Here is a 24441-nt window from a genome sequence, read left to right on the forward strand (position 1 = left end):
AGTTGAATTATTTGGTCACTTGTGTTGTGCCTTTACCGCAAATAACTTTGCCATTTAGATAAATTGGTTCTGCTGGTTTAATTGTACCGTCAGAATCAGTTTCGCACAAGATGGATGTTGTTGTCATTTCATCTTGAGCAGCATTTGGCTCAACTGCTTTAGCAGGAACTACAAACACACCGCCGACATAACTTTTAGGTCCTTCTTGCTTGGATACTCCGTAATTAAAGGCTGCCTTATCAGTAGCGCGAATTGAATATTTGTACCATTTTGTTTTTGTTTCAATGTCAAGTCCTAAATCAGGAATATGATCGCTAAAAGCACCTTTTTTTGCAAATTTAGCTTGCTGAGTTTTGTTCATAAAACTAATATAATGTTTGCCTTCCGATTGCTTACCACCATTTACACTACTCAGATAAGATGGTAGAGCGATCGCGGTCAATACTCCAATGCACATTAAAAGCACTAAACATCCGCAACCATTAACTGGCTTAGAATTTTCTTGACGCATGGTATTAGTCTCCTATTTGTTTGTAGTAAGGACTTTAGTCCTCAAAAAGTGAATTAAATGCCGATTTGAGTTTGTAATCTGCTGTCATTATCCGCCCTAGAATTCGATTATTCTGTTACTGCTGTCGTGCCTTTACCGCAAGCAGTTTTACCATTTTGATAAGTGGGTTCTGGCGGTTGAATTGAACCGGGAGAATCAGCTTTACACAATATGGCTAATGTCTTGAGTTCATCTTTTGCAGCATTTGGCTCAACTTCTTTAGCAGGAAATACAAAGACACCGCCGACATAACTTATACTTTTTGAGTGCTTGGATACTCCGTAATTAAATGCTGCTTGCTTGGTGGCGCGAACTAAATACTTGTAATTTGGGGTTTCAGTTTGAATGCCTATTCCCAACGCTTCAACCGAATTAGCCAAAGTATTTTTTTGAGCAAAATAGGCTTTCTGCTCTCTGTTCATTGAGCTAACATACTGTTTTGGTTCCGAGGGAATTTCCAGAATTACCTCATTAATAAATGAGGGGCGAGCTAGCACGCCAATTACTCCGACGTAGATTAAAAACAGCAAGCATTCGTAACGATAAAGTGAAAGGTTAGATAACAGATTTTTTTTGGGACTCATGGTATTGCATCCTCTTTGTTTGTAGTCAGGACTTTAGTCCTAAAATCTCAATTAAATGCAGCGAGGCAGAGCCTCTGGATCTGCGTCACCAGGCGGAGCCTGGTAACGAGGAGGAACGAGGAGGAGTAGGTAAGAATAATCCCTAATATCGCAACTTTTGTGCTTGTTTTTTGTCGGAATATTCGGGTTTAATCGCTTTACTGCCGATCGCAAAATCGCGCAACTCCACCCTCGTAAACTTCACACCCCACGGATCGGTGGTTGTATCCAACTCCTCCACTAAAGTATTATTGAGTTGATGGCGAGCTGTATGAAGTTCCTCGACACTTAATTGAGCAATCTGAGTCCGAATCGAAAGAATCAGCATATTGAACATCGCTTCCTTGAGATTCTGCACTTTGTAGGAAGCTTTTTCTAAGTCAATTACTCGCCAGTACACAATAAATTCAAGGGTGACAAAAACCCGATCGCGAGTTGCACATTGTTGCGGTGGCAGTTTTAACATTTGCTCGCGCAGAGTTTGTTTGTAAGCGACTGTTTCGACAAACGGAATCAGAAATGTTAAACCGGGTTCGAGTTTTTTGCGATCGTACTTTCCGAAAATCTCAACTAAAGCTTCATCTCCTTGACGGACGATTTTAACGCTACTGACTAAAGATACTCCAGTGATTGCAAACAACACCATCAAAAAATACTGATACATAGTGAATCTCCTGGTAAATAGTTGATAGTTGATTTCTTAGTCTCGCGTTGCGCGGACTTTGTTTGACAAGAAGCGATTTCAATCGCCGCTCAAGCAGTTAACTGTTGCTAATTAATCTGTCAGGTATCACAATCAGCGTGTTTCCTTCCCGGCGCAAAACGTAAACTTTTTGTCTGGGTGCGATTCCTTGGGAATCTTCATTGCGAGCTTTCCAAGAAGCACCTTCATAAATCACCATTCCGATTTCTCCCGATAAAATTTCGGAGATAGTTGTGGCTGCGGTGGCTTCGGGAATTACAAACTTTTTGCGAACAATGAAAATCGGTCTAATCCAGATACTTAGGGCGAGAGAAATTCCCATCCAGTAGGATATCTGCCAGTCAAAATCTTCATACATTACGTTCGCCCAATCAAACTGAAATGCTACTGATCCTCTCCACAAAATAAAGGATGAAATTAGAGCAGCAACTCCCATCATCAGCGCGTAAAACCTGTATCTTTGGGGCTGAGTTTTTTGGATAAATAGATCGATCGCACTTAGTACAACCCCTAGCAGCAACCAAAACATCGGCGGTGTGAAAGCGAAACCCGGTTGATTAGTGGCTAACGCTAGCGACCAAATTAGGAGAGAATGCACAATGCTTTTACCTCGTTTTGATGCGATTCAACCTTGTTATTTCTCATCTAATCAGGCCGCTATTTGAGTTCGTGAGTGACTTCTTCGAGAATTCATCGACTTTTCATCGACTTTAGGAGTAGTTACAGAATCTTGGCAAGACTACTAGATTTCGATCCCCCCTAGCCCCCCCTTAAGAAGGGGGGGACCGGAAGTGTTCAAAGTCCCCCTTTTTAAGGGGGATTTAGGGGGATCTAGACTTGCCGTAACAACGATATTTCTCAATATTTGAGTCTTAAATCGACTTTTCATCGACTTTTTATCGACTTTGGGGACGGTGGCATTTATGATGGTTTTAGTGTCTCGATCGTTATAAGCAATGCCTCGATCGCTCAGGCTGCGTCTCCAGTGCATTCCCGCAATTAAATCGTCTCTGCTGAGAAATGGCTTCCCCAGTCAGAAAATCTTGGCTGAGGATTTAGGGATAGCCCAATCTACTGTCAGTCATTTCCTGAATGGCAAACCTGTGGATTATGCCAATTTCATCGAAATTTGTCGCGGATTGGGCCAGGAATGGCGCGATATAGCCGATTTTGAGGCGGAATCGGCGCTCGATGAGGTGTTGCCAATATCTGCAAAAATTGCGATCGCCCAATCCAGTCCAGGCCATGAATTAGCTGTCAATTTAAGCAATATTCCTACCACAAAACAGTCAATAATTCAACCCTTGCCAGCAGCCGCACCAGAATTGCCGGGAGGACAAGTAGATTTAGCTTCTTATTTTTATATCGATCGCCCTCCCATCGAATCTCGCTGTTATGAAACCGTCCTCCAACCGGGGGCGCTGATCCGCATCAAAGCTCCCAGACAGATGGGCAAAACTTCTTTAATGGCGCGGATTTTGCATCATGCAGAACAGCAAGGTTCTCGGACAGTAGCGCTGAGTTTTCAATTAGCAAATAGGAGAGTTTTTGCTAATTCAGATACGTTTTTGCAGTGGTTTTGTGCTAGCGTCGGTCAAGAATTGGAAATGCTGGAACAGTTGCCTAAATGCTGGGAATTAGCAGATTTAATTGGCAGCAATCAGTGCTGCAAGGCTTTCTTTGAACAGTATTTACTGTCAGAATCGTCAGCGCCTCTGACATTGGGTTTGGATGAGTGCGATCGCCTGTTTGAATGCCCGGAAATTGCCGACGACTTTTTTGGATTGTTGCGGGCTTTGCACGAAGAAGCCAAGCGGCGAGATATCTGGAAAAAGTTTCGCTTAATTGTAGTGCATTCTACAGAAGTTTATATCCCACTGGATGTGAATAAATCGCCGTTTAATGTGGGATTGCCGATCGAATTGCCGGAGTTTGATGGGCAGCAAGTGCAAGATTTGGCACTGCGGCACGGATTGAATTGGAGTGCGGAGGACATTGCCGAATTAATGGGTTTAGTAGGCGGAAATCCTTATTTAGTGCGGCTGGGAATGTATCATATTGCGCGTCAAGATGTGACTTTAAATCAGTTGGTGAAATCTTCAGCTACTGAAGCGGGAATTTACAGCGATCATTTGCGGCGGCATTTGTGGAATTTAGATAAATATGCGGAATTGATGGAGGCGATGAGAGAGGTTGTGAGTGTTTCCCAGCCAGTGCGATTGAGGTCAGAATTGGGGTTTAAGTTAAATAGTATGGGGTTGGTGAAATTGGAGGGAAATGATTGTATTGCGAGATGTCGGTTGTATCAGGAGTATTTTGGCGATCGGCTATAATGCAAATAATCCTGAAATCAAAAAATAATGCAACTCTAAGCAAACTTCAAACCCATATCCACTAAGTCATTCCCAAATCTAAAATCTAAAATCTAAAATGGTATAATCCTTATTTAGCCGATCGCCAAATCCACACTAACTACAAATTCGGGAAAAGCCAGCGGCGAAACTTTGTCGCCCCGCCAAAACCTGAGCATTAAACTGTAACCGTTAACAGTCGGCTGGCGGTAAACTTCCAAGCAGTTTTCCTGTAAATTGACTATCCATACTTCCTGAATTTGCGATCGGGCATAAATAGGAAGTTTCACGTCTCTGTCATAATCTATTGAAGTGTCAGCTACTTCTATTAATAGTAAAACTTCCGATGGGAGGGGGTGGGCGGTTGAATAATAATCGGCGCGAGGTTGTAACAATACTAGATCGGGTTGCGGCTCAGTGCGATCGCTCAACTGAACGGGGTTCTGCACGTCAAAAGTAGCCAAATTTTCGGGAATTTGGCTGCACAGTCTGGCTAAGCGCCTCACAGAGGAAGCATGACGAGTTCCAATAGCAGCCATTTGCACAAGTTCTCCTTCTATCAATTCTATGCGATCGCCCTCTGAAAGAATCCCAGCTTTACACATTTGATGGTATTCTTCTACTGTGAAAAGTCTTTTGAGCAACTGCACAGCCATAACTTACTGTTCCTCTAATCATTTATTCAATTATAGTCAGTAGCGCTATTAAATGCCAGTGATGTCTAAAGTCGATGAGAAGTCGATGAGAAGTCGATGAGAACTCAAATAGTCACGTGATTTAATAGAAATAAGGTAGAAAGTGCGATCGCCCAGGTTGGCAAATCCTCGATCGAAGGTCAAAGAGGCGCTACTTCAAAGCTGAATATCGCACATCGCCTCAAACGAATCATCGTCTGAAAACCTCTGGTGTAAAACATTTGGAGAACTATTATGCAGCTTAAAGAAAAGCCTGAACTCAATCAAATCAACCAAAAATCGGAAGCTTCGGTAAAAACTTATCAACCCGATCGGCCCATCAAAGAACGTAAATCTGTCACTACAAGCCATCGGCAAGATTTGCAACCCATCACAGAACCTAAATCTGTCGCCACAGTCGATCGCACAAACTTGCAACCCCTCAAAGAACGCAAATCTGTCGCCACAACCGAGTGGCCCGATTTGCCACCCCTAAAAGAACGTAAATCTGTCGCCACAACCGATCCGCAGCCCAGAGAAAAGCTTGACCTAAATCAAATCAACCAAAAATTGAAAGTTTTGGTAAAAACCGATCGCACAAATTTGCAACCTATCAAACAACGTAAATCTGTCGCAACAGTCGATCGGCAAGATTTGCGATCGATAAAAAAGCTTAAATCTGTGGCAAAAACTTATCAGCCAGATTTGCGTTCCATAAATGAATATAAATCTGGTGGAGGAACTTCACGGATTATTGACTTTTTTGTAGTTGTGATAATTATTGGGATACTTAGTGCGATCGCCCTCCCTGAATTTGCCCGTTGTAAGCCGTATAAAGCCATGCAGATTCAAGCTAAGCAATATGTTTCCTCAATGAACAAAGGTCAGGAAGCTTCTTTTGCGGAAAATAGTGCTTTTGGCAATTCTATTTCTGCTTTAGGACTTGGCATTAAAACTCAGACAACCAACTATAACTATTCATCCATAGCTACCAAAAATGCTGCGTTTAGTTATGCGGTATCTCGCAACAATAATCTTCGTAGCTATGTCGGGGCTGTATTTTTAGTACCTGTTTCCCCAGCAGCTAACAATGACAAGACTACTACAGCTATTCTGTGTGAAGCAAATTCTCCGGGGGATACCCAACCGCCAGATCCTATCATTGAGAATGATCGTCCTGTCTGTGGTGATGGCACTGTGGAAGTGAGCAAGTAAATATCAACAAAAATCATGCCAGAAGTAGTCAAAGGTTTCCTCATCTTAACTTGCATCTTCATGCCCCTCGAAAGAATCTTTTCCTTGCACAATCAAAAGATATTCCGTCTCGGATGGGCAACCGATGCTACCTATTTTTTTACAGGTCACTTTATTGGCAGAGCTGGCGCTCTTGTTGTGGCTGTAACCTTGTCCATGATGACTGATTTACTCAACCCGGAATTGCAAAGCAAAATAGCCTCTCAACCAATCTGGTTGCAGTTTTTAGAAGCAATTGTAATTTCCGACATGGCATATTATATTGCTCACCGAATGCTGCATGAAGTACCCTGGCTTTGGCAATTTCATGCAGTCCATCACAGCATTGAACACATGGATTGGTTGGCAGCAGTGCGGGTGCATCCCTGCGAGCAACTCTTTACTCAGATTTGCAAAATGATGCCTCTTTACTGGTTGGGATTTACTAAGGAAGCTTTTGCGGTTTATGCTCTTTATTCGGCGGCGATCGCCTTTTTAATTCATGCTAACATTACTATCAAGTTTGGCCCGCTCAAATGGTTCGTCGCCACGCCGCAATTCCATCACTGGCATCACAGTAAAAGTCCTAAAATCCACAACAAAAATTTTGCCGTTCAGTTGCCGCTGTTAGATTTACTATTTGGCACCCTCTATATGCCAACAAAAAAAATGCCCGATCGATATGGTGTCTCTAATTCGATACCTGCTGGCTATCTCGGACAAATACTCTATCCATTTATCAGAAAAATTAAAATGCTAAATAACAGGTTAAAACTAGGTATCGATCGCTATTTTCGCCCCTTACCTGTAATTCTTGGTCTGAGTTCGATCGCGATTAGTTCTTTGACTGTAATGGCTTTAATCAATCACATGGACATCCCTACTTTTATTGCCAGTTGGAATTCTCAACAAGTAACTGTTGCCGAATTGCAGCAAGGTAAGTTGAAACCGGTGATTTTGATTGACGTGCGATCGCCCGAAGAGTACGCAGAAGATCGCATCGGTGAAAGTCCGCTGGTTCCCCTGATTGACATTGAAGCTGGATTCGGTATCAAGCAAGTGCAAGCTATTGCTCGATCGATTGTCAAATCCAATCAACCTCAACCAACGATTGTACTTTATTGTGCGCGGGGAGGGCGATCGGTTAAAGCATACCAAAAATTGCAAAAAACTAATTTGAAGTTAGCTTTCCTCTCTGGCGGTATCACAGCGTGGCGGGAAGCTGTGCCTGCTAAACAAGACGCTGAAATATTAGCGCCAATTACTCGATCGCTCCCAGAGACAGTCAGAAGTAATTAGTTAGCTAAAGCAAAAGCAGAGAATAAGGAAAACTAAAAAATATCTATCAATAGAAAGGTGTATCGGGGTGAATGATTCGGTATCTTGAAAATAAGCAGCAAAAAAAATATTCAGCAATCTGCAACGGTTGGCTGTGCTGGCAAGCTGCACAATAATTTGAGTTAACATAACTTGATTCCATGCAAAATACCGCAGACTTACTCCCCAAAATCGACTCGCCGAGTCTTCCTAAAAAGCAACCCGCACTTCCAAATTATGAAGCAGCCGATCGCCAATTTGTCAACTTATTAGAGGTGGATGATTTAGACAAAACGGTGGCTGCAAAACCGTTACTTGTTAGCGATTTTGAAAGTGCGATCGCCTTTGCGCTGCGCCAGGCCTATCAGGAACCGGACGGCGACGATAGCGCCCACCGCTTCTTGCAGCGCGTGCTGTACCGCATCAACAGACTCAACTTATTTTGGTACGACGATTTGCGCCGCTACAACAACGAGCGATCGCACTATTTGCGTTCCGTGCGCGATCGCATCGAAGCATCTTGGCAGGAGTGGGAAAGCGCCCAAATCGACGTTGCAGCCCTGCAAAACATCGAGGATGTCAAGCAAGCCCTGCGCGATCGCGCCGCCGCCGATGTCGATCCAGAACTCACCGAGATCGACCGCTATTTGCGAGAACAGATGACAGAAGCGGGATACAGACACCTGCTGGCGATCGCCTCCTTCGACGGTTTAGTCGAAGCCAGCCGGGTTTCTCGCATCATCGGCGGTGCCGGCAACGAAATTCAGTCAACCCTGACGCGGGTGCTGATCGAAGAATACGGCGGCGGTCGCTTAGCCCGCAAGCACTCCACCTATTTTGCCCAAATGCTGGCAGAATTCGGCATGAGCACGGAACCCGAAGCCTACTTTGATTTAGTACCTTGGGAAGTCCTCGCCAGCATCAACCACAACTTCTTGCTTACCGAACGCAAGCGCCATTTTCTGCGCTACAACGGCGGACTCACCTATTTTGAAGTAGCCGGGCCCGTCGCTTACCGCAATTATCTCGCCGCCGCCAAGCGGCTGAACCTCTCGCAAGCTGCAATGGGTTACTGGGAACTGCACATCCGCGAAGACGAACGTCACGGGCGCTGGATGCTTGATGAAGTGGCGATCCCGCTGGCTGACAAATACCCGCAGGAAGCGTGGGAACTGGTGTTGGGCTACGATCAGGAGAAGTCGATCGGCGATCGGGCTGGGGCTGCTGTGGTGCGATCGATCCAAGCCGCACAACAAAATTAACAGCTATCTCGCAGGGTGCGTCAGAGACTGATGCACCCTAGATATTGCACCGTTCTCAATAAGCCTTTGAGGAACAGGCTGTCCGGCCTGTTCCTAAAAGAGTGTATTTCTTGTGGAACAGGCCGGACAGCCTGTTGCTGACAATGGTGCAACATCTCAGATGCACCCAACCCAACCTGTATTTTAAAAAGCAGTCATTAATTGAATTAGCTCGATCGACAAATCTCTTTGCGACTTTTGCTGCTGCTTAAACAAAACACCCGCCAGCAGATAGATATTTTCCGAATAAAAAGCCATTCCCTGTTTGCGGAGACTGGCGATCGCGCTTTTCACCTTTGGTTCCGAACTGTAATAGCCAAAATTTAAAGGTGCAATCTCAAAATTCGCCACCGAGTAGCCTTGTTCCAAAGCATAATCGATCAAACCCACAGGATTAGAATAGCTAGAAACCATCAGCAAAACTTGGTCGCAGCCCAAAGATAAAAGTTTTCTAGCAATTGTAGAACCATCACTCCCGCCGTGCAACAGCGGTTGATAAATCTTGTTATCCACCGCAGGCAAATAAGGCGGATTCGAGATTATACAATCCGCCGAATCGTATAAAGGCGAATCAAAAAAAGAACAATTGTTGACCTTGTATTTTTCGCTGAGTTGATATTGCTTAATTTGAGACTGAGCAATTTTCCAAGCTACATTATTTAGCTCAAATCCCTGTATTTCCCCGTCAAAATCTGTTCTCAGCAAAGACTTAATAACTGGACTTCCCTCACCAGAACCAAACTCTACGATAAGTCGAGAATTGTCGCTGGCATTTAACACTAAACTTTCCAAGCAGTGCGAGTAAAAATCCGATTCTTCCGGGCAGTGGAATACCTGTTTTAGAGGAGTGGATGAAGTGAGCATAAATTCTGTAACAAAGTTTACTGTTTTCAAAATATCGAATAATTAATAGTGCAGCCATCTGTCGCAAGAGCTATTTTTTGAATTATCAGTCATCCATACACTACTGGGTTTGCAGTTAGGACTTCATACTAAATCCGGGAAAAAACCCCTCGATCGTCCATGACTGTCTAGGGTGCGGCTCCACAAACAAATACCGCGGATGGCGAATAGCCGAGCGACGCACTTTTGCTACAGCATAAAAAGGGTATGTTACTCGGTAGCGCTCTTAAAAGTAGCCTAAAAAATTTGCTGCGCCCCTTGGGGAAATTCTTGTGCTTGTGAAGGTAATGTGTCAAATTGCTGTTCGGACATAATGGTCTTCAATTATTAAAAACTAATTCTATCTTATCTACTATAAACAACTAACTTCCTCTCTCTAAAAGGCCTTTTAAGACAAAACTTATCTCAATCTTAGGACAGATGTAATATTTAAATTATTGCCACCGTAAACATAAATGTTTTGGTGGCTGGTTCAGCAAAGTGTGGGTAATTTACCCGCTAAAACATGGATTAATCAGACTTGGTTTTTTTGACCTGCGAACTCAGAAAATACGTCAGCGAAGCTATTACTAAAGCGATACTTGCTCCGAGGGGAAGGATGTTAGTCGCGCCGTTCCACCTCACTACCTCCGCGAGAAACAATACGCTCAATACGACGACAATCACGCTGGTGAGTTTGGTTTTGAGGTCGTCGATGGTGTGAATTTCCAGCCAGATGGGTACTTTAATGCGCTCATCAATAAACAGCTCGTAAAGTCCGAGTGCCGTAATGTAAAATACTGTGGCTAACAGAAACAAATCTACAACTTCCACACAGGACAAAATCAGTTTTTTTGAGTTTTCACTGGAAATCGATCCTGTAGTTGTGTGCGCGATCGTAGTGATAGTTTCCAGGGCACCGTAAATCAAAAGCGTCACAGAAGCTGCAAAAGAACCGATTACAGCAATTAACATTAGATACCGACTTTTGGCAAGAATTCGATGCAGCATAGTTGATGTCCGGTGGAAAATTTGTTAGAGAACAACCTTTCTGTGGCGTACCTTTGGCTTTACTATATCAGGGTTTGCCCGATCGCACTCACAAGTAATTATGCTTAGGAATGAGAATTAAATAACTTAAAATTTTTATTATTCTTGTGGGATGGGCTCTCCCGCCCGTCCCACAAATATGTGTAAATTATTTAATTCACGATCCTTAGACGTTCTGCTGCTGGTTAATCTCAGATCACACGATTTAGACTCCGATAGCCCTGAGTTAGCCTTCGGAGTTGACGGCGAAAGTCAAACCAAGCGCATTTCAGTAGACATCTCCTAAAAAGATAGTCAAAAACAGACTCTCGGGCCTGTTCCACAATAATTATGCCAGAGGTCTAATCAGAGCTTTGACAAAAGTGCGATCGCCCGTTACCAAAGCCCCCCTACAGGGGCTACACGAAGAAGACCGAGCTTCACCCCGATTTATTCAAACAACACAAAATTAATTAGTCTTCAGTTTCCACAAAAACAGTCACAGCCGCCACAGCAATCAGCATTTCATCATTTTTATCATTCAAAGAGGCGATCGCCCTTCCGGCCACCACCATCCCCCCTTGCTCGACAATCAGAGTTTTGCTACCAAAAGGCAGCACCGCCAATACCTCATCGGGCCGCACTTGTTCCGGGTAAGGAACAGCCACCTTAACCTCCACAATCATTTGATTTGGATCGCTCAAACCCGCCACTTCCCAGACACCCAGCAAAGCATTGTGGGCGATCGCATTCCGTACAGCCCTTGCACAGGCTACAGTCGGTTCCTGTCCGTGCTGGTCAATACCCATCCCCATTTCAATGATGAAACATTTACGTGCCACAGTTACCCCTGGGTTAATTTTTGTTAGCAATAGTTAGCGCCAGCTTTCGCGATCCGTCCCCTCTTCAGAGCAAAGCCCCCCGTACTGAGGCTGCGCCAACAAAGACGATCGCACTCTCAACCAAAACAATTATCCACCAAATCTACCGCAATTTAGATTATTTTATCGATCGACACAACCACAAAACAATCATCATAATTTAAACAAAGAATACAACTGCATCCAAGCGCCAAAGCCCGACACTCATCAATCATTCTCAATCCAATCAAATCTCAAGTCTCAAATCGTCCAACTTATGGTAATATAACCAAATTCATCATTCCTCGCGGACAGCCCAACTCATTGCCAGCTTCAATCATGGATAGTTTTCTACCAATTGCCTACTTTCAAAACCAATTTCTCCCATTTACCGACGCCAACATTTCCATAGCCACTCACGCACTGCACTACGGAACCGGAGTATTAGGCGGGTTGCGAGGAATACCCGACCCCGAAAATGCCGATCGCATCCTCCTATTTAGATTAGACCGCCACTGTCAAAGATTAAGTCAAAGTGCCCGATTCCTCAACTGCGATTTACCCGCCGACAAAATTCAACAAATCATCATTGATTTTGTCAAAAAAAACCAGCCAACACAATCATTTTACATCCGCCCTTTCGTCTACACATCCAGCTTAGGAATTGCCCCCCGACTGCACAACGTCGAAACAGACTTCTTTGTCTACGGACTAGAACTCTCAGACTACTTACCCAAAGCAGGAGTCAACTGTAGAATCAGTTCTTGGTATCGCCAAGAAGACCGCAGCTTACCCTTGAGAGGCAAAATTAGCGGCGCTTACATCACCTCAGCCTTAGCCAAAACAGAAGCAGTAGAATCCGGCTTCGACGAAGCAATTATGATGAACACCCAAGGAAAAGTCAGCGAAGCTTCAGGAATGAACATATTTGTCGCCAGAAATGGTAAATTAGTGACTCCAGGTTTCGATCAAGATATCCTCGAAGGAATCACCAGAGACAGCGTGATAACTATCGCCAGAGACTTAGGAATAGAAGTCACAGAAAGACCAGTAGACAAATCAGAACTGTTGATTGCAGACGAGATTTTTCTGTGCGGAACCGCCGCCAAAGTTACCCCAATTAACCGAGTAGAAAACTATCAATTGCCCAAAAACCGACCAATCACCGAAAAGATTTTGAACCAACTGACGGGAATCATCGAAAATCGCGATCGCAAGTACAAAAAGTGGGTATTTGCGATCGATCTCAAATAAGATTGTAGGGTGCGTCAGTTTAGCCATTATCAATCATCACTCCTAATTCCATTCTGACGCACCATTTATTCGAGAAGTGCTAAGATTGTAGGGTGCGTCAGTGTAGTAATTCTCAATCATCGCCAAAAGTCGAATTATGACGCACCATTTATTCGAGGAACTCTCAAATAAGATTGTAGGGTGCGTCAATTTAGCAATTATCAATCATCACTCCTAATTCCATTGTGACGCACCATTTATTCGAGGAGCTCTCAAATAAGATTGTAGGGTGCGTCAATTTAGCAATTATCAATCATCACTCATAATCCCATTCTGACGCACCATTTATTCGAGAAGTGCTAAGATTGTAGAGTGCGTCAATTTAGCAATTATCAATCATCGCCAAAAGTCGAATTATGACGCACCATTTATTCGAGAAGTGCTAAGATTGTAGGGTGCGTCAATTTAGCAATTATTAATCATCACTCCTAATTCCATTGTGACGCACCATTTATTCGAGGAGTGCGTCAGTTTCGAGATTGTTAATTTGTTGCTAAAACCTCTCTCTGACGCACCCTACTTCTCAATTAACCATCTCCAGGTGCGTCAGTGTAGTAATTCTCAATCATCGCCAAAAGTCGAATTATGACGCACCATTTATTCGAAGAGTGCGTCAGTTTTGAAATTCTGGGTTTTTCGCAAAAATCTTGGTAACTGACGCACCCTACTTCAGGGTTTATTTTTCAAATTTTACTCGCACAAAACAGCAGCATGAAATTGCATATGTTCCTCAATAAAACTAGCTACAAAATAATAGCTGTGATCGTAACCTTCCTGCATCCTTAAAGTCAGCGGCTGTCCCGCTTTTGTACAAGCTGCTGCGAACACATCCGGCAACAATTGCCCCTCAGCTAGATACGAATCATCAGTACCGCAGTCAATCAAAATCGGACGCTTGTATTGCTGTTCCATAACTAATTCGCTAGCATCCCAAGCCCGCCAACTCTCCTTGTTATTGCCGAGGTAGTGTCCAAATATTTTTTGTCCCCAAGGGCAGCGCATGGGCGCGCAAATAGGCGCAAAAGCGGAAACTGAAAGATAGCGATCGCCATTTTTTAACGCGCAAATTAAAGCTCCATGTCCGCCCATCGAATGACCGAAAATTCCTTGTTTTTCCGGTATGACTGGAAAATTTTCAGCAATTAATTTAGGCAATTCCTCCACAACGTAACTGTACATTTGATAGTGAGAATTCCAAGGTGTGGCTGTCGCATCAATATAAAAACCCGCACCACTTCCCAAATCCCAATTGTCGTCTTCCTCGGGAATGCCAGTATTGCGCGGGCTAGTGTCGGGCGCCACCAGCATTAACCCGTATTTTGCTGCCCATTGTTGCGCCCCGGCTTTTGCCATAAAATTCTCTTCCGTGCAGGTTAATCCTGATAAAAAATACAGGATTGGTACGGGTTGATGTTTGGCTTGCGGCGGTTGGTAAACGGCGAATTTCATTTCGCTGTTGCAGGCAGAGGATTGATGGCTGTAAAAACCGAGTTTACCGCCGAAGCTTTCATGTTCTTTTTGTAGTTGGATAGTTTTTAACACCATTCACCAGGTCGCTAAAGAGTAGAAAATATTGTCACAATTATAGGACTTACGCAGTGAGAATGATTTTTGGTCAGTGTGAGCCAAGCAAAGAATCTCAATCCCTGACTTTCCTATTATAATACGTAAATCCTGCATTTATTGAGATTAAATCAAACAGGACTATTCCCGCCTCTGTCCCAACAAATTTATCAATTCATTTGTCGATAACTGAGGCGATCGATCTAATAACAACCTCAATTCTTCTCCCGGCAATGCCAATAGATTAGTCATAACTATTGCCAACATATCGCCTAATTCATATCCCCGCATTCTCAAAAAATTTTCAGCTAATAATCCGATCGCTTGTTGGCGACCAGCTTCATCTACTGTCAGCATCGATATTGAAAATAATATCATCGTAAATTCAGCAGCAGGTAAAGTCGATAAGGTTGACAAGAAAGCTGTCATTTTCTCGTCTAATTGCCCAAATCTGACCAGGAAAAAGTTTTCTAGAATTAAGCGTTGCTGTTCTTGTCGTCCTCGTTCCAATCCTTGTTCAATTCCTTGTTCAATTCCTTGTTCAATTCCCTGTTCAATACCTTCTTCTCTACCTTGTTGAATACCTTCCTGCAATCCTTGCTGTTTTGCTGCTTGTAACTGCTCTTGAAATAGAGGTGCTATAGCCATAATTAACTCCCGATCTTCTTGATCTGCTTGAGGAATAGTTGCTAAATTCGCTTGCAGATTTGCTTGCAAGTTGTACAATAATTCTAACGCATTAGATCGCAATGGATTATTCACAGACAAAGCAGTTAACTCAGCGATCGCTTCCTGCTGTACCCGACCCCTACCTAACATCCGCAACCACATCGTCTGCGGAACCTTAGGTAACTGGTGAATCGCGATCAACCCGACTCGCCAATCTTTGGATAAAAAATAAACTCCTCTCCCCCAACCCTCTGACTCTTCTGGCATCCGAAAACCCAAATTTTCTAATAAAGTTTCCGAAGCAGTGGGAGTGAGAATCCACAAGAAGGGTAATTCACGTGACTCTAAACGTTGCTCTTCTCTATTAGCTTTTCGCAAGAAGTCTGCTCTGGTATTTAATAATTTCGTCACGCCACTGAAAATGCCGTCACGATTAACTGGGTTGCGAAAAGGTTCAATGATTGCGACTGTCGCTGCTATTTTACCTAATAAACCCAAGGTTTGTGCGTATTCAGAATTAACAGAAGTAGGTTGAAAGAAAACATCAATTTCTCTCACTTCCGCAGTGACATCTTTACTCGTTTCTACTTGTCCGAGAGGTGATAATAACTCTTGAAGATATTCTTTGGCAAACTGGTCGTGGGGAAATTTCGTCATTTTTGTTAACTTATTGCTCTTTCCTAGGACTTACGCAGTTTCGACGCTTTTTATGATAGGTTAGAGATTATTTGTAACACTTGTAAGTGACAGAATTACGTTGCCACGCGTAAGTCCTGTTTTGTTTAAAATGTCAAAACTGTGCGAATTACTTCGCCTTTGTGCATCAAATCGAAAGCTTCGTTAATACGTTCGATCGGCATTACCTCAGTTATCAAGCTGTCGATGTCAATTTTACCGTCCATGTACCAATCAACAATCTTCGGCACATCCGTTCTGCCTTTCGCCCCGCCAAAAGCCGTGCCTTTCCAAACCCTACCAGTGACTAACTGAAACGGGCGAGTGCTAATTTCTTGACCGGCTCCCGCTACCCCGACAATTACGCTCACGCCCCAACCTTTGTGACAACATTCTAAGGCTTGGCGCATCACATTAATGTTGCCGATACATTCAAAAGTGTAGTCAGCTCCGCCTTTGGTTAAATCTACCAAATAAGGCACTAAATCGCCCTCAACTTCGCGGGGATTGACAAAGTGAGTCATGCCGAATTTTTCCGCCATTTCTCGCTTGTCGGAATTCAAATCAACGCCGACAATCATGTTAGCTCCCACCATGCGCGCCGCTTGAATTACATTTAAACCCACGCCGCCCAAACCAAAAACTACCACATTGGAACCTGGTTCTACTTTTGCGGTATTGATGACAGCGCCGATGCCTGTGGTGACACCGCAGCCGATTAAACAAACTTTCTCAAAAGGAGCGTCATCGCGAATTTTGGCTACCGCAATTTCTGGCAATACTGTATAATTAGCAAAGGTAGAAGTTCCCATGTAATGGAAAATTTTCTCGCCATTGATTGAAAACCTGCTCGTGCCATCGGGCATCACGCCTTGCCCTTGAGTCAGGCGAATTGCTTGACAGAGATTGGTTTTGCCGCTCAAACAATATTCGCAGTTGCGGCATTCGGGAGTGTAAAGTGGAATTACCCGATCGCCCTTTTTGACACTTGTCACTCCCGCCCCAACCTCCGCAACAATCCCGGCTCCCTCGTGGCCTAAGATAGCAGGAAACAAACCTTCTGGATCTGCGCCGGAAAGAGTATAAGCATCAGTGTGACAAACACCCGTCGCTTTGATTTCCACCAGCACCTCACCATCTCGTGGCCCATCTAGATCGACCGTTTCAACAGTCAAAGGTTTGCCTGCACTGCGAGCAACTGCTGCTTTTACTTTCATGCTTTCCCCCTGGGATGATTTGTTAAATGCCCCGTCAATATGTATTCTATTACTTAATCTCAAAATTGCAGCAACTTTATGACAAAATTAATTGTAATAACCGGAGTCAGTCGCGGTCTAGGTCTTGCCATGACCGAAAAGTTTATTGAATTGGGGCACACAGTTTTAGGATGCGCCCGTTCTTCCCAAGCAGTGGAAAAACTAAAACAAAAATATCGTGCGCCCCATCATTTTACTTGTTTGGATGTCGCTAGCGACGAGCTAGTCAAAGCTTGGGCTACAGAAATTATGGCAAAGCAGCAACCGCCAGATTTGCTGATTAACAATGCAGCTATCACTAATTATTCCGCGCCGTTGTGGAATGTCGGCAGCGAAGAATTTTCTCAGGTAATTGATGTTAATATTAAAGGTACAGCTAATGTGATTCGCCACTTTGTCCCGGCAATGATTGCAAGAAAAAGCGGCATAATTGTCAACTTTAGTTCCGGTTGGGGAAGGTCAACTTCGCCGCAAGTCGCACCCTATTGCGCTTCCAAGTGGGCGATCGAAGGACTTACCCGATCGCTCGCCCAAGAACTCCCGCGAGGTATGGCAGCGATTCCTTTGAATCCCGGCATAATTCACACCGATATGCTGGAAATTTCTTTCGGAGAACACGCGGCAAGTTATACGCCTGTCAAAGCATGGGTGCAAAAAGCAGTGCCTTTTTTACTGAAATTAAAACCTTCGGATAATGGAATGCCGATGACCGTTCCAGGATAATATAGCAACAGAAAACAGAATTTGCGATCTCTCTTTTCTACTCCTCTGCGCCCTCTGCGCCCTCTGCGGTAAAAAAACACTCAAAACTGAAATAAAATTGCTATATTCCTAACTCAAAACTCTCTCCCCAAATAGCCACTGTGAACTTGCCATTAACCTCACCCTCGCAAACAGAAACCCGCAAAGCAGACCACATCAGGATCTGTCTCGAAGAAGACGTACAATTTCGCGAAACTACCAGCGGACTAGAAAACTACCGTTTTGCTCACTGCTGTTTACCAGAACTCGATCGCGCCCAAATCGATTTAACATCCACATTTCTCGGCAAAAAACTAGCCGTTCCCCTGCTAATATCCTCAATGACAGGCGGCACAGAACTAGCCCAGACAATCAATTATCGCCTCGCTGATGTCGCTCAGGAATACAAACTCGCAATGGGAGTAGGTTCCCAGCGCATCGCCGTAGAACATCCTCAACTAGCTCCTACATTTGCCGTCCGCCGCCGCGCTCCAGATATTCTGCTGTTTGCTAACATCGGAGCAGTTCAGTTAAACTATAATTATGGTTTAGAAGAGTGTCAAAAAATTATCGATATTCTGGAAGCTGATGCCCTTATTTTACACCTAAATCCGCTGCAAGAGTGCGTTCAAACCGAAGGTGATACTAACTTTAAAGGACTGCTAGATAAAATTGCTAAATTGTGCGAAAAATTACCAGTACCGGTGATTGCTAAAGAAGTTGGCAACGGTATTTCAGGGAAAATGGCACAGAAATTGCGATCGGCTGGGGTAAGTGCGATCGACATTGCCGGAGCCGGAGGCACTTCTTGGGCGAAAATAGAAGGAGAGCGAGCCACAGATGCCAAGCAGCGCCGTTTGGGTGCCACCTTTGCTGACTGGGGAATCCCGACAGCCGAGTGCGTTGTCAGCACCCGCGCCGCAGCGCCAGATGTTGCCCTAATTGCCTCTGGAGGCTTGCAAAACGGGTTGGATGCAGCCAAGGCGATCGCCCTCGGCGCGGATGTGGCGGGGCTGGCGCGGCCGTTTCTGCAAGCAGCAGCGCAATCGGAATCAGCCTGTGCCTTGCTAGCGGAAGTTTTAATTGCAGAGATTGCCACAGCGATGTTCTGTACAGGCTGCGCTAACTTGGATGAGTTAAAACATTCTGGGGTTTTGGAAAGGTTAAGATAGAAGGATGTCAGTTGGCAGTCGTTAGTTGTTAGTTGTTAGTTGTTGGTCGTTAGTTGTTAGTTCCTACCAATAACCACTAACCAATAACCACTAACCAATAACCACTAACCAATAACCACTAACCAAAGTTGTTAGTCGTTACTCGTTAGTTGTTAGTTCCTACCAATAACCAATAACCAATAACCACTAACGAATAACGAATAACCAATAACCAATAACCACTAACCAATTATCTAAATGAAAGATTTCCTAAAATATACTTGTGCAAGTTTGCTGGGAACCTTCCTCGGATTGTTGCTGCTAGGCGGCATCGGATTGGGAGGACTGGTACTGCTAATTGCTCTGGCGGCATCGTCGTCTAAAGATTCGGGCCCGCAAGTTAAAGATAAGTCGGTATTGGTATTAGACCTTTCACTCAATATCACCGATAGCAAACCGAGCCGCAGCACGAGCGCGGCAATTCAAGAAGCGCTTTCGGACGAGTCGGGCGAAGCTGTGACGCTGCGGACTGTTTTAGACGCGATCGAATCTGCGAAAAAAGACCCCAAAATCGTGGGCATTTATCTCGAAGGCAGTTCGGATGCTAGCAGTAGCGGGTTTGCTAATCTCAAAGAAGTTCGATCGGCCTTGCAGCGTTTCCGAGATGCCAAAAAACCCATTTTTGCTTACGAAATGGACTGGAGCGAGCGAGATTATTACCTCGGTTCCGTTGCTAACACAATCGCAGTCAATCCTTACGGCTCTCTAACACTCAACGGTTTTAGCAGTCAAGCCATGTTTTGGACTGGTGCTTTGGAAAAATACGGCGTGGGAGTGCAAGTGACTCGCGTCGGCAAATACAAGTCAGCCGTCGAACCGTTTTTGCTCAAAAAAATGAGCCAGGAAAATCGCCAGCAAACTCAAAAATTGCTCGGAGATATTTGGGGCGAATACCTGAAAACTGTCGGCCCAAACCGCAAATTGACCGTGCCGCAACTGCAAGCGGTGGCAGATAATGGCGGAACTTTGATGGCTGAGGAAGCTCTCAAAAGCAAGTTAGTTGATAAAGTTGTATATTTCGATCAAATTGCGGCGGAACTCAAAAAACTGACAGGAACTGACGCAGAAGACAAATCTTTTAAGCAAATTAGCTTGAAAAACTACGCGAGAGTTGCTGAGAGTAAAGACTCAACTCGCGCTGACAAGAAAAACCAGATTGCTGTACTTTACGCCGAGGGAGAGATTGTAGACGGGGAAGGCGGCCCGACTCAAGTAGGGGGCGATCGCATTGCTAAAGAATTGCGGAAAATCCGACAAGATGACGACGTAAAAGCAGTAGTTTTGCGCGTTAACAGCCCAGGAGGCAGCGTGACGGCTGCGGAAGTCATCGGGCGCGAAGTCGCGCTGACGGGCAAAAAAAAGCCTGTTATCGTGTCGATGGGCAATTTAGCAGCTTCCGGCGGCTATTGGATTTCGATGGGTTCGAGCAAAATCTTTGCCGAAGCCAATACGATTACTGGTTCCATCGGCGTTTTTGGGATGCTATTCAATGCCGAAAAGTTGGCGGATAACAACGGCATAACTTGGGATGTGGTGAAAACCGCTCGCTTTGCGGATACTAACACGGTTTCCCGCCCGAAAAATCCTCAAGAATTGGCGAATATTCAGAGAGTAGTCGATCGCATTTACGATCGATTTATCACCAAAGTCGCCGACTCCCGCAAACTGCCGAAAAACAAAGTGCAAGAAATTGCTCAAGGCAGAGTTTGGTCTGGTACTGCCGCCAAACAGTTGGGTTTAGTCGATGAAATTGGCGGGCTTGAAGATGCTGTTAGAGAAGCGGCTAAGCAAGCTAAACTAGGCGACGATTGGCAGTTAGAAGAATATCCAAAAAGTCGCACTTTGGAGGAGCGAATTTTGGAAAGAATTTCAGGGGTTCGCGTTTTGAAACCAGCCGCCAAACTCGACCCGCTAACGGCGGAATTTAAGAAAATGCAGGAGGAATTGGCTGTTGTCAAATCCATGAATGACCCGCAAGGGATTTACGTTCGCTTACCTTTCGATTTGCGGATTGATTAACTTTAGTCTTTAACCCGCTTATGGTGGGTTTTGTTTGTGTAGTAGCGGTTTCAACCGCCAAGTTTGTCTTTACTCTTCAACCCGCTCCCGTCGCGTGAGTGTTTGTGTAGCAGCGGTTTCAACCGCCCAGTTTCTCTTCAACCCGCTCCCGTCGCGTGAGTGTTTGTGTAGCAGCGGTTTCAACCGCCGAGTTTCTTCAACCCGCTCCCGTCGCGTGAGTGTTTGTGTAGCAGCGGTTTCAACCGCCGAGTCCGATATACTGAAAAACTGAAAAACCCGGTTTCTTCAAGAAACCGGGTTTATGAATACCCTAAAAATCTGCAGAGTCTGAATTGGCAATATTTGTTATGCAGCACGCTGAGTTAACAATCCCCAGATGAAAAGTACCACGATCGCACCGATGACTGCAAAAGCTATGCTGGGTAGAGTTAATGCTCCGAAGGAAGCTCCCGCGCTAGTCCCCACAAAGACTTGACCTAAATAACCTCCCACTAGCGCGCCCACAATTCCTAAAACTGTTGTGGCAATAAAACCGCCGCCTTGAGTTCCCGGATAAATAGCCTTGGCGATCGCACCGGCAATCAGTCCTAAAACGATCCAAGCAATAATTCCCATTTCTCTTTCTCCTGAATGCTTAACTTATGTTCTGCCTTGTCTTATGTTCTAAGAATAACAATCGCTATCGGGCCCTTACCTCTACCGTAAGGAAGAATCGAAAGTGGTAGGATTTTCGATCTATCCTGCGAATTTAAAGCTTGCTTGTGTGTCAAAAGAGTTAACCCAATTATTTTCGCGAAGAAAGGTACTTGATTTGAGATTGGGGCATTGAAGGTTTGAGATTTGAGATGGGGATCGCGGATCGCTGTTGAGGTTTGCAGCACGGGCATTGAGTCATATTATTTTTTTTAGCTGGTAGAGGAGAATGCTTTCTGGGACTTTTTGTGTTTTACTGGTAAAAAAATTACAATTATTGTGTGAAATGAGGAAAGTTTGCGCCCGATGGACCTGACACTGTGCACGATCGTGAAAAATGAAGAGACAACACTGTCGCGGACTTTGGACAGCGTTAAGGGTGTTGTTGACGAAATAGTTGTAGTAGATACCGGTTCGCGCGATCGCACTCGTGAAATAGCCCGAGAATCCGGCGCGAGGGTTTATGACTTTGAATGGTGCGACGACTTCGCAGCGGCGCGCAACGAGTCACTGAAGCACGCCCAGGGCGACTGGATTTTGGTTTTGGATGCCGATGAGGTGCTCGTACCCGAGATTGTACCTCTTCTTAAGCAGGCAATTAAGAGCGATCGACTGTTGCTAATCAATCTCATCCGCCAAGAAATCGGTGCATCTCAATCACCCTATTCCCTAGTATCGCGTTTGTTTCGCAATCGCCCCGGCATCCGCTTTTCTCGCCCTTACCACGCCATGGTAGACGACAGCGTAGCTGAGATTTTGCAGCGCCAACCGGAATGGAAAATAGCTTCTCTCCCCAATGTGGCGATTTGGCACTCTGGTTATCACAAAGATGCGATCGCCGCCAAAAGTAAATTCCAAAAAGCTCAAGCAGCAATGGAACGCTATATAACTTATTATCCAAATGACGCTTATGCTTGCAGCAAATTGGGCGCGCTGTACGTAGAAAGCGGACAACTTGGGCGAGGAATTAATTTATTAACTAAAGGCTTGACGGATGCCGCAATTGATGATTCTATTGTTTATGAACTCAACTATCATTTAGGAATTGCCTACGGTCAGCAGCAGCAGTTTGTTAAAGCCAAAGAACACTATCAACTCGCAATTAATACGAAGGTTTTCCCGGCGCTGAAGTTGGGTGCTTACAATAATTTGGGCAATTTGCTCAAAGATGAAGGAGATTTGCCCGCCGCAGAAAAAGCTTACAAAGCAGCCTTAAAAATTGACCCCAATTTTGCGACAGGTCACTACAATTTGGGACTGACGCTGAAAGCATCCGGAAATTTAGCAGATGCGATCGCCTACTACCGACAAGCCATTAAAATCGATCCCCAACACGCCGAAGCTCATCAAAACTTGGCAGTAGCGCTGCTAAAAATTGGCAAAATGCCAGAGAGTTTAGCAGAATTCAAAAGAGCGATCGCCCTTCACCAACACCGCCGCCCGTTTGAAGCAGAACGCCTGCGCCGGGGGCTGCAAGAAATGGGCTTAATGTAAACTTGCATCTCTACTTTATTACCAATGATGTTCTCGATCGGGGACAGGACTAATGACTAATGACGTTGGACTAATGACAACTAAGAGGGCGGGCACTCACAGGCACCGCTGACTAATGACGTTGGACTAATGACGTTGGACTGATGACTGATGACTAATGACTTCTTCCTTCTTCCTTCTTCCCTCTTCCTAATGACTAATGACGTTGGACTAATGACTAATGACGTTGGACTAATGACTTACCAACAAAATCAAGCAATAATCTCTACTTTGCCGCTGTCGAGATCGTAGCGCCCCCCAACAACTTTAAGCTTGCCCGCTTTCACAGCTTCAGCCAAAATAGGCGACGAAGATGTTAACTTCTTGACATTCATTTTCACATTAGCTCTGACTGCATTATCCCAAGCATCGCCTTTGTCACCTTTTGTGCTATCAACTGCCGGTTTGATCGCCGCCACCAAAGTCCCAATGTGACCCGGCACAGCCTTCCCATCTAAAGCAGCTTTCACCGCACCGCAGCGTTCGTGACCCAAAATTACTAATAGCGGAACCCCTAATTCTACTGCGGCATATTCCATATTTCCCAGAACCCCATCGTCTAGAAAATTTCCAGCAACTCGGATATCAAATAAATCCCCTAATCCTTGGTCGAAAATAATTTCCGGAGCCACCCGCGAATCAGAACAAGCAAGGATGGTAGCAAACGGATGTTGACCCTCTGCTACTTCGACAATTCGCGATCGGGCTTGGTCTGGAAAAGTCCGTTTTTGCTCAATGTACCGTTGATTCCCCTCCATCAATTTCTGGAGAGCACCGTCGGGACTAATGTCAGAGATCGTATCTCCTTTTGCCGATCGAGCTAGTAAAAGCGCAGGTGCAATGCTGGCCGCCAGCATACCTGCACCAGCCCTCAACATTAAATTGCGTCGCGAAATCATACCTGTTTTTTCGCTTTCACTCATTGTTTGCAACTCTGTTCAATTTTTTGTATTTTAGTCCAAGACGCACCCCAACACAAAAACCGGGTTTTTGAACTCTCCCAACAAGGTTTAAAAGAGGGTTTTAAGCAAATATTTTGGTGAAAAACCCGGTTTTTGGTCGCCCCTGCGTCCAAGACTATATTTTATAGCATAATATTTACCACAAAATCGATCGTAATTATTTAATTTTTGTTTACAAACAGCTATTGCAGAATTTACACTTCAAAAAAACTGCCCTTTTTTATTTAACAAAGTCAACAGCCGTCATCGTTCTGTCGGCAGAGGATGCTATAGTGTATCTAAAAAGACAATTATTTATAAATG

At 44.6% G+C, this 24441-nt stretch carries 23 protein-coding genes; 10 read left to right on the forward strand and 13 right to left on the reverse strand.

The features are described from left to right. Window positions 1-7: 7 nt before the first annotated feature. The 4 genes from IQ270_RS01200 to IQ270_RS01215 all read right to left on the reverse strand — a co-directional run bounded on the left by IQ270_RS01200 (window position 8) and on the right by IQ270_RS01215 (window position 2474). Entirely contained in the window at window positions 8-511 is a 504-nt protein-coding gene (locus tag IQ270_RS01200; protein ID WP_193971165.1) for a type IV pilin-like G/H family protein, read from the reverse strand. A 107-nt stretch (window positions 512-618) separates the two neighbouring features. Continuing rightward, window positions 619-1134, reverse strand: a complete 516-nt coding sequence (locus IQ270_RS01205) for a type IV pilin-like G/H family protein (protein WP_193971167.1) — start codon at window positions 1132-1134, stop codon at window positions 619-621. Window positions 1135-1276: 142 nt separating this feature from the next. Further along, entirely contained in the window at window positions 1277-1837 is a 561-nt protein-coding gene (locus IQ270_RS01210) for an SPFH domain-containing protein (protein ID WP_193971169.1), read from the reverse strand. 97 nt (window positions 1838-1934) lie between these two features. After that, the gene (locus IQ270_RS01215) at window positions 1935-2474 is read right to left on the reverse strand and encodes an NfeD family protein (protein ID WP_193971171.1); all 540 of its coding nucleotides are present in this window, start codon (window positions 2472-2474) and stop codon (window positions 1935-1937) included. Window positions 2475-2832: 358 nt separating this feature from the next. On the opposite strand from IQ270_RS01215, the gene IQ270_RS01220 reads away from it, so the two are divergent. Next, window positions 2833-4209 carry an AAA-like domain-containing protein gene (locus IQ270_RS01220; protein ID WP_193971173.1) on the forward strand — a complete coding sequence of 459 codons (1377 nt, stop codon included), beginning with the start codon at window positions 2833-2835 and terminating at the stop codon, window positions 4207-4209. A gap of 113 nt (window positions 4210-4322) precedes the next feature. On the opposite strand, the gene IQ270_RS01225 is transcribed toward IQ270_RS01220, so the two are convergent. Further along, on the reverse strand, window positions 4323-4883 hold the full coding sequence (locus IQ270_RS01225) for a Uma2 family endonuclease (RefSeq protein WP_193971175.1): 561 nt from the start codon (window positions 4881-4883) through the stop codon (window positions 4323-4325). Between the two features lie 273 nt (window positions 4884-5156). Here IQ270_RS01225 and IQ270_RS01230 point away from each other — a divergent pair, with 273 nt between their 5' ends. The 3 genes from IQ270_RS01230 (at window position 5157) to IQ270_RS01240 (ending at window position 8713) form a co-directional block, all read left to right on the forward strand. After that, complete coding sequence (locus IQ270_RS01230) at window positions 5157-6116, forward strand: type IV pilin-like G/H family protein (RefSeq protein WP_193971177.1); 960 nt, start codon at window positions 5157-5159, stop codon at window positions 6114-6116. 15 nt (window positions 6117-6131) lie between these two features. After that, complete coding sequence (locus tag IQ270_RS30560) at window positions 6132-7433, forward strand: sterol desaturase family protein (protein WP_228055986.1); 1302 nt, start codon at window positions 6132-6134, stop codon at window positions 7431-7433. 179 nt (window positions 7434-7612) lie between these two features. Beyond that, the gene (locus IQ270_RS01240) at window positions 7613-8713 is read left to right on the forward strand and encodes an iron-containing redox enzyme family protein (RefSeq protein WP_193971179.1); all 1101 of its coding nucleotides are present in this window, start codon (window positions 7613-7615) and stop codon (window positions 8711-8713) included. 183 nt (window positions 8714-8896) lie between these two features. On the opposite strand, the gene IQ270_RS01245 is transcribed toward IQ270_RS01240, so the two are convergent. From IQ270_RS01245 to IQ270_RS01255, 3 genes are all read right to left on the reverse strand, one after another. Beyond that, a complete protein-coding gene (locus IQ270_RS01245) occupies window positions 8897-9616 on the reverse strand; it encodes a methyltransferase (RefSeq protein WP_193971181.1) in 720 nt (239 codons plus the stop codon). A 549-nt stretch (window positions 9617-10165) separates the two neighbouring features. Further along, window positions 10166-10645, reverse strand: coding sequence for a YqhA family protein (locus IQ270_RS01250; RefSeq protein ID WP_193971183.1), 480 nt, complete (start codon window positions 10643-10645; stop codon window positions 10166-10168). Window positions 10646-11136: 491 nt separating this feature from the next. Beyond that, window positions 11137-11505: a Lin0512 family protein gene (locus IQ270_RS01255; protein WP_193971185.1), complete on the reverse strand. Its 369-nt coding sequence runs from the start codon at window positions 11503-11505 to the stop codon at window positions 11137-11139. A 20-nt stretch (window positions 11506-11525) separates the two neighbouring features. On the opposite strand from IQ270_RS01255, the gene IQ270_RS30565 reads away from it, so the two are divergent. Both IQ270_RS30565 and IQ270_RS01260 read left to right on the forward strand, forming a co-directional pair. Further along, window positions 11526-11708: a hypothetical protein gene (locus tag IQ270_RS30565; RefSeq protein WP_228055993.1), complete on the forward strand. Its 183-nt coding sequence runs from the start codon at window positions 11526-11528 to the stop codon at window positions 11706-11708. A gap of 154 nt (window positions 11709-11862) precedes the next feature. Then, complete coding sequence (locus IQ270_RS01260) at window positions 11863-12777, forward strand: branched-chain amino acid transaminase (RefSeq protein WP_193971187.1); 915 nt, start codon at window positions 11863-11865, stop codon at window positions 12775-12777. A gap of 729 nt (window positions 12778-13506) precedes the next feature. On the opposite strand, the gene fghA is transcribed toward IQ270_RS01260, so the two are convergent. The 3 genes from fghA to IQ270_RS01275 form a co-directional block, all read right to left on the reverse strand. After that, window positions 13507-14361, reverse strand: a complete 855-nt coding sequence (gene fghA / locus IQ270_RS01265; protein WP_193971189.1) for an S-formylglutathione hydrolase — start codon at window positions 14359-14361, stop codon at window positions 13507-13509. Between the two features lie 159 nt (window positions 14362-14520). Beyond that, window positions 14521-15705: a flagellar assembly protein H gene (locus IQ270_RS01270; RefSeq protein WP_193971191.1), complete on the reverse strand. Its 1185-nt coding sequence runs from the start codon at window positions 15703-15705 to the stop codon at window positions 14521-14523. Window positions 15706-15830: 125 nt separating this feature from the next. Further along, a complete protein-coding gene (locus IQ270_RS01275) occupies window positions 15831-16940 on the reverse strand; it encodes an S-(hydroxymethyl)glutathione dehydrogenase/class III alcohol dehydrogenase (protein WP_193971193.1) in 1110 nt (369 codons plus the stop codon). Between the two features lie 78 nt (window positions 16941-17018). Between IQ270_RS01275 and IQ270_RS01280 the strand changes: the two genes are divergently transcribed. From IQ270_RS01280 to sppA, 3 genes are all read left to right on the forward strand, one after another. After that, on the forward strand, window positions 17019-17702 hold the full coding sequence (locus tag IQ270_RS01280; RefSeq protein ID WP_193971195.1) for an SDR family oxidoreductase: 684 nt from the start codon (window positions 17019-17021) through the stop codon (window positions 17700-17702). Between the two features lie 140 nt (window positions 17703-17842). Then, window positions 17843-18892, forward strand: coding sequence for a type 2 isopentenyl-diphosphate Delta-isomerase (gene fni / locus IQ270_RS01285; RefSeq protein ID WP_193971196.1), 1050 nt, complete (start codon window positions 17843-17845; stop codon window positions 18890-18892). 237 nt (window positions 18893-19129) lie between these two features. Continuing rightward, on the forward strand, window positions 19130-20950 hold the full coding sequence (sppA, locus tag IQ270_RS01290) for a signal peptide peptidase SppA (RefSeq protein ID WP_193971198.1): 1821 nt from the start codon (window positions 19130-19132) through the stop codon (window positions 20948-20950). Window positions 20951-21295: 345 nt separating this feature from the next. On the opposite strand, the gene IQ270_RS01295 is transcribed toward sppA, so the two are convergent. Then, a complete protein-coding gene (locus tag IQ270_RS01295) occupies window positions 21296-21565 on the reverse strand; it encodes a GlsB/YeaQ/YmgE family stress response membrane protein (protein ID WP_193971200.1) in 270 nt (89 codons plus the stop codon). 384 nt (window positions 21566-21949) lie between these two features. On the opposite strand from IQ270_RS01295, the gene IQ270_RS01300 reads away from it, so the two are divergent. After that, window positions 21950-23137 carry a glycosyltransferase family 2 protein gene (locus IQ270_RS01300; RefSeq protein ID WP_193971202.1) on the forward strand — a complete coding sequence of 396 codons (1188 nt, stop codon included), beginning with the start codon at window positions 21950-21952 and terminating at the stop codon, window positions 23135-23137. A 251-nt stretch (window positions 23138-23388) separates the two neighbouring features. On the opposite strand, the gene IQ270_RS01305 is transcribed toward IQ270_RS01300, so the two are convergent. After that, the gene (locus IQ270_RS01305) at window positions 23389-24099 is read right to left on the reverse strand and encodes a carbonic anhydrase (RefSeq protein ID WP_193971204.1); all 711 of its coding nucleotides are present in this window, start codon (window positions 24097-24099) and stop codon (window positions 23389-23391) included. Between the last annotated feature and the right edge of the window lie 342 nt (window positions 24100-24441).

This window comes from Microcoleus sp. LEGE 07076 (assembly GCF_015207455.1).
Taxonomy (GTDB): Bacteria; Cyanobacteriota; Cyanobacteriia; order Cyanobacteriales; family Microcoleaceae; genus Microcoleus.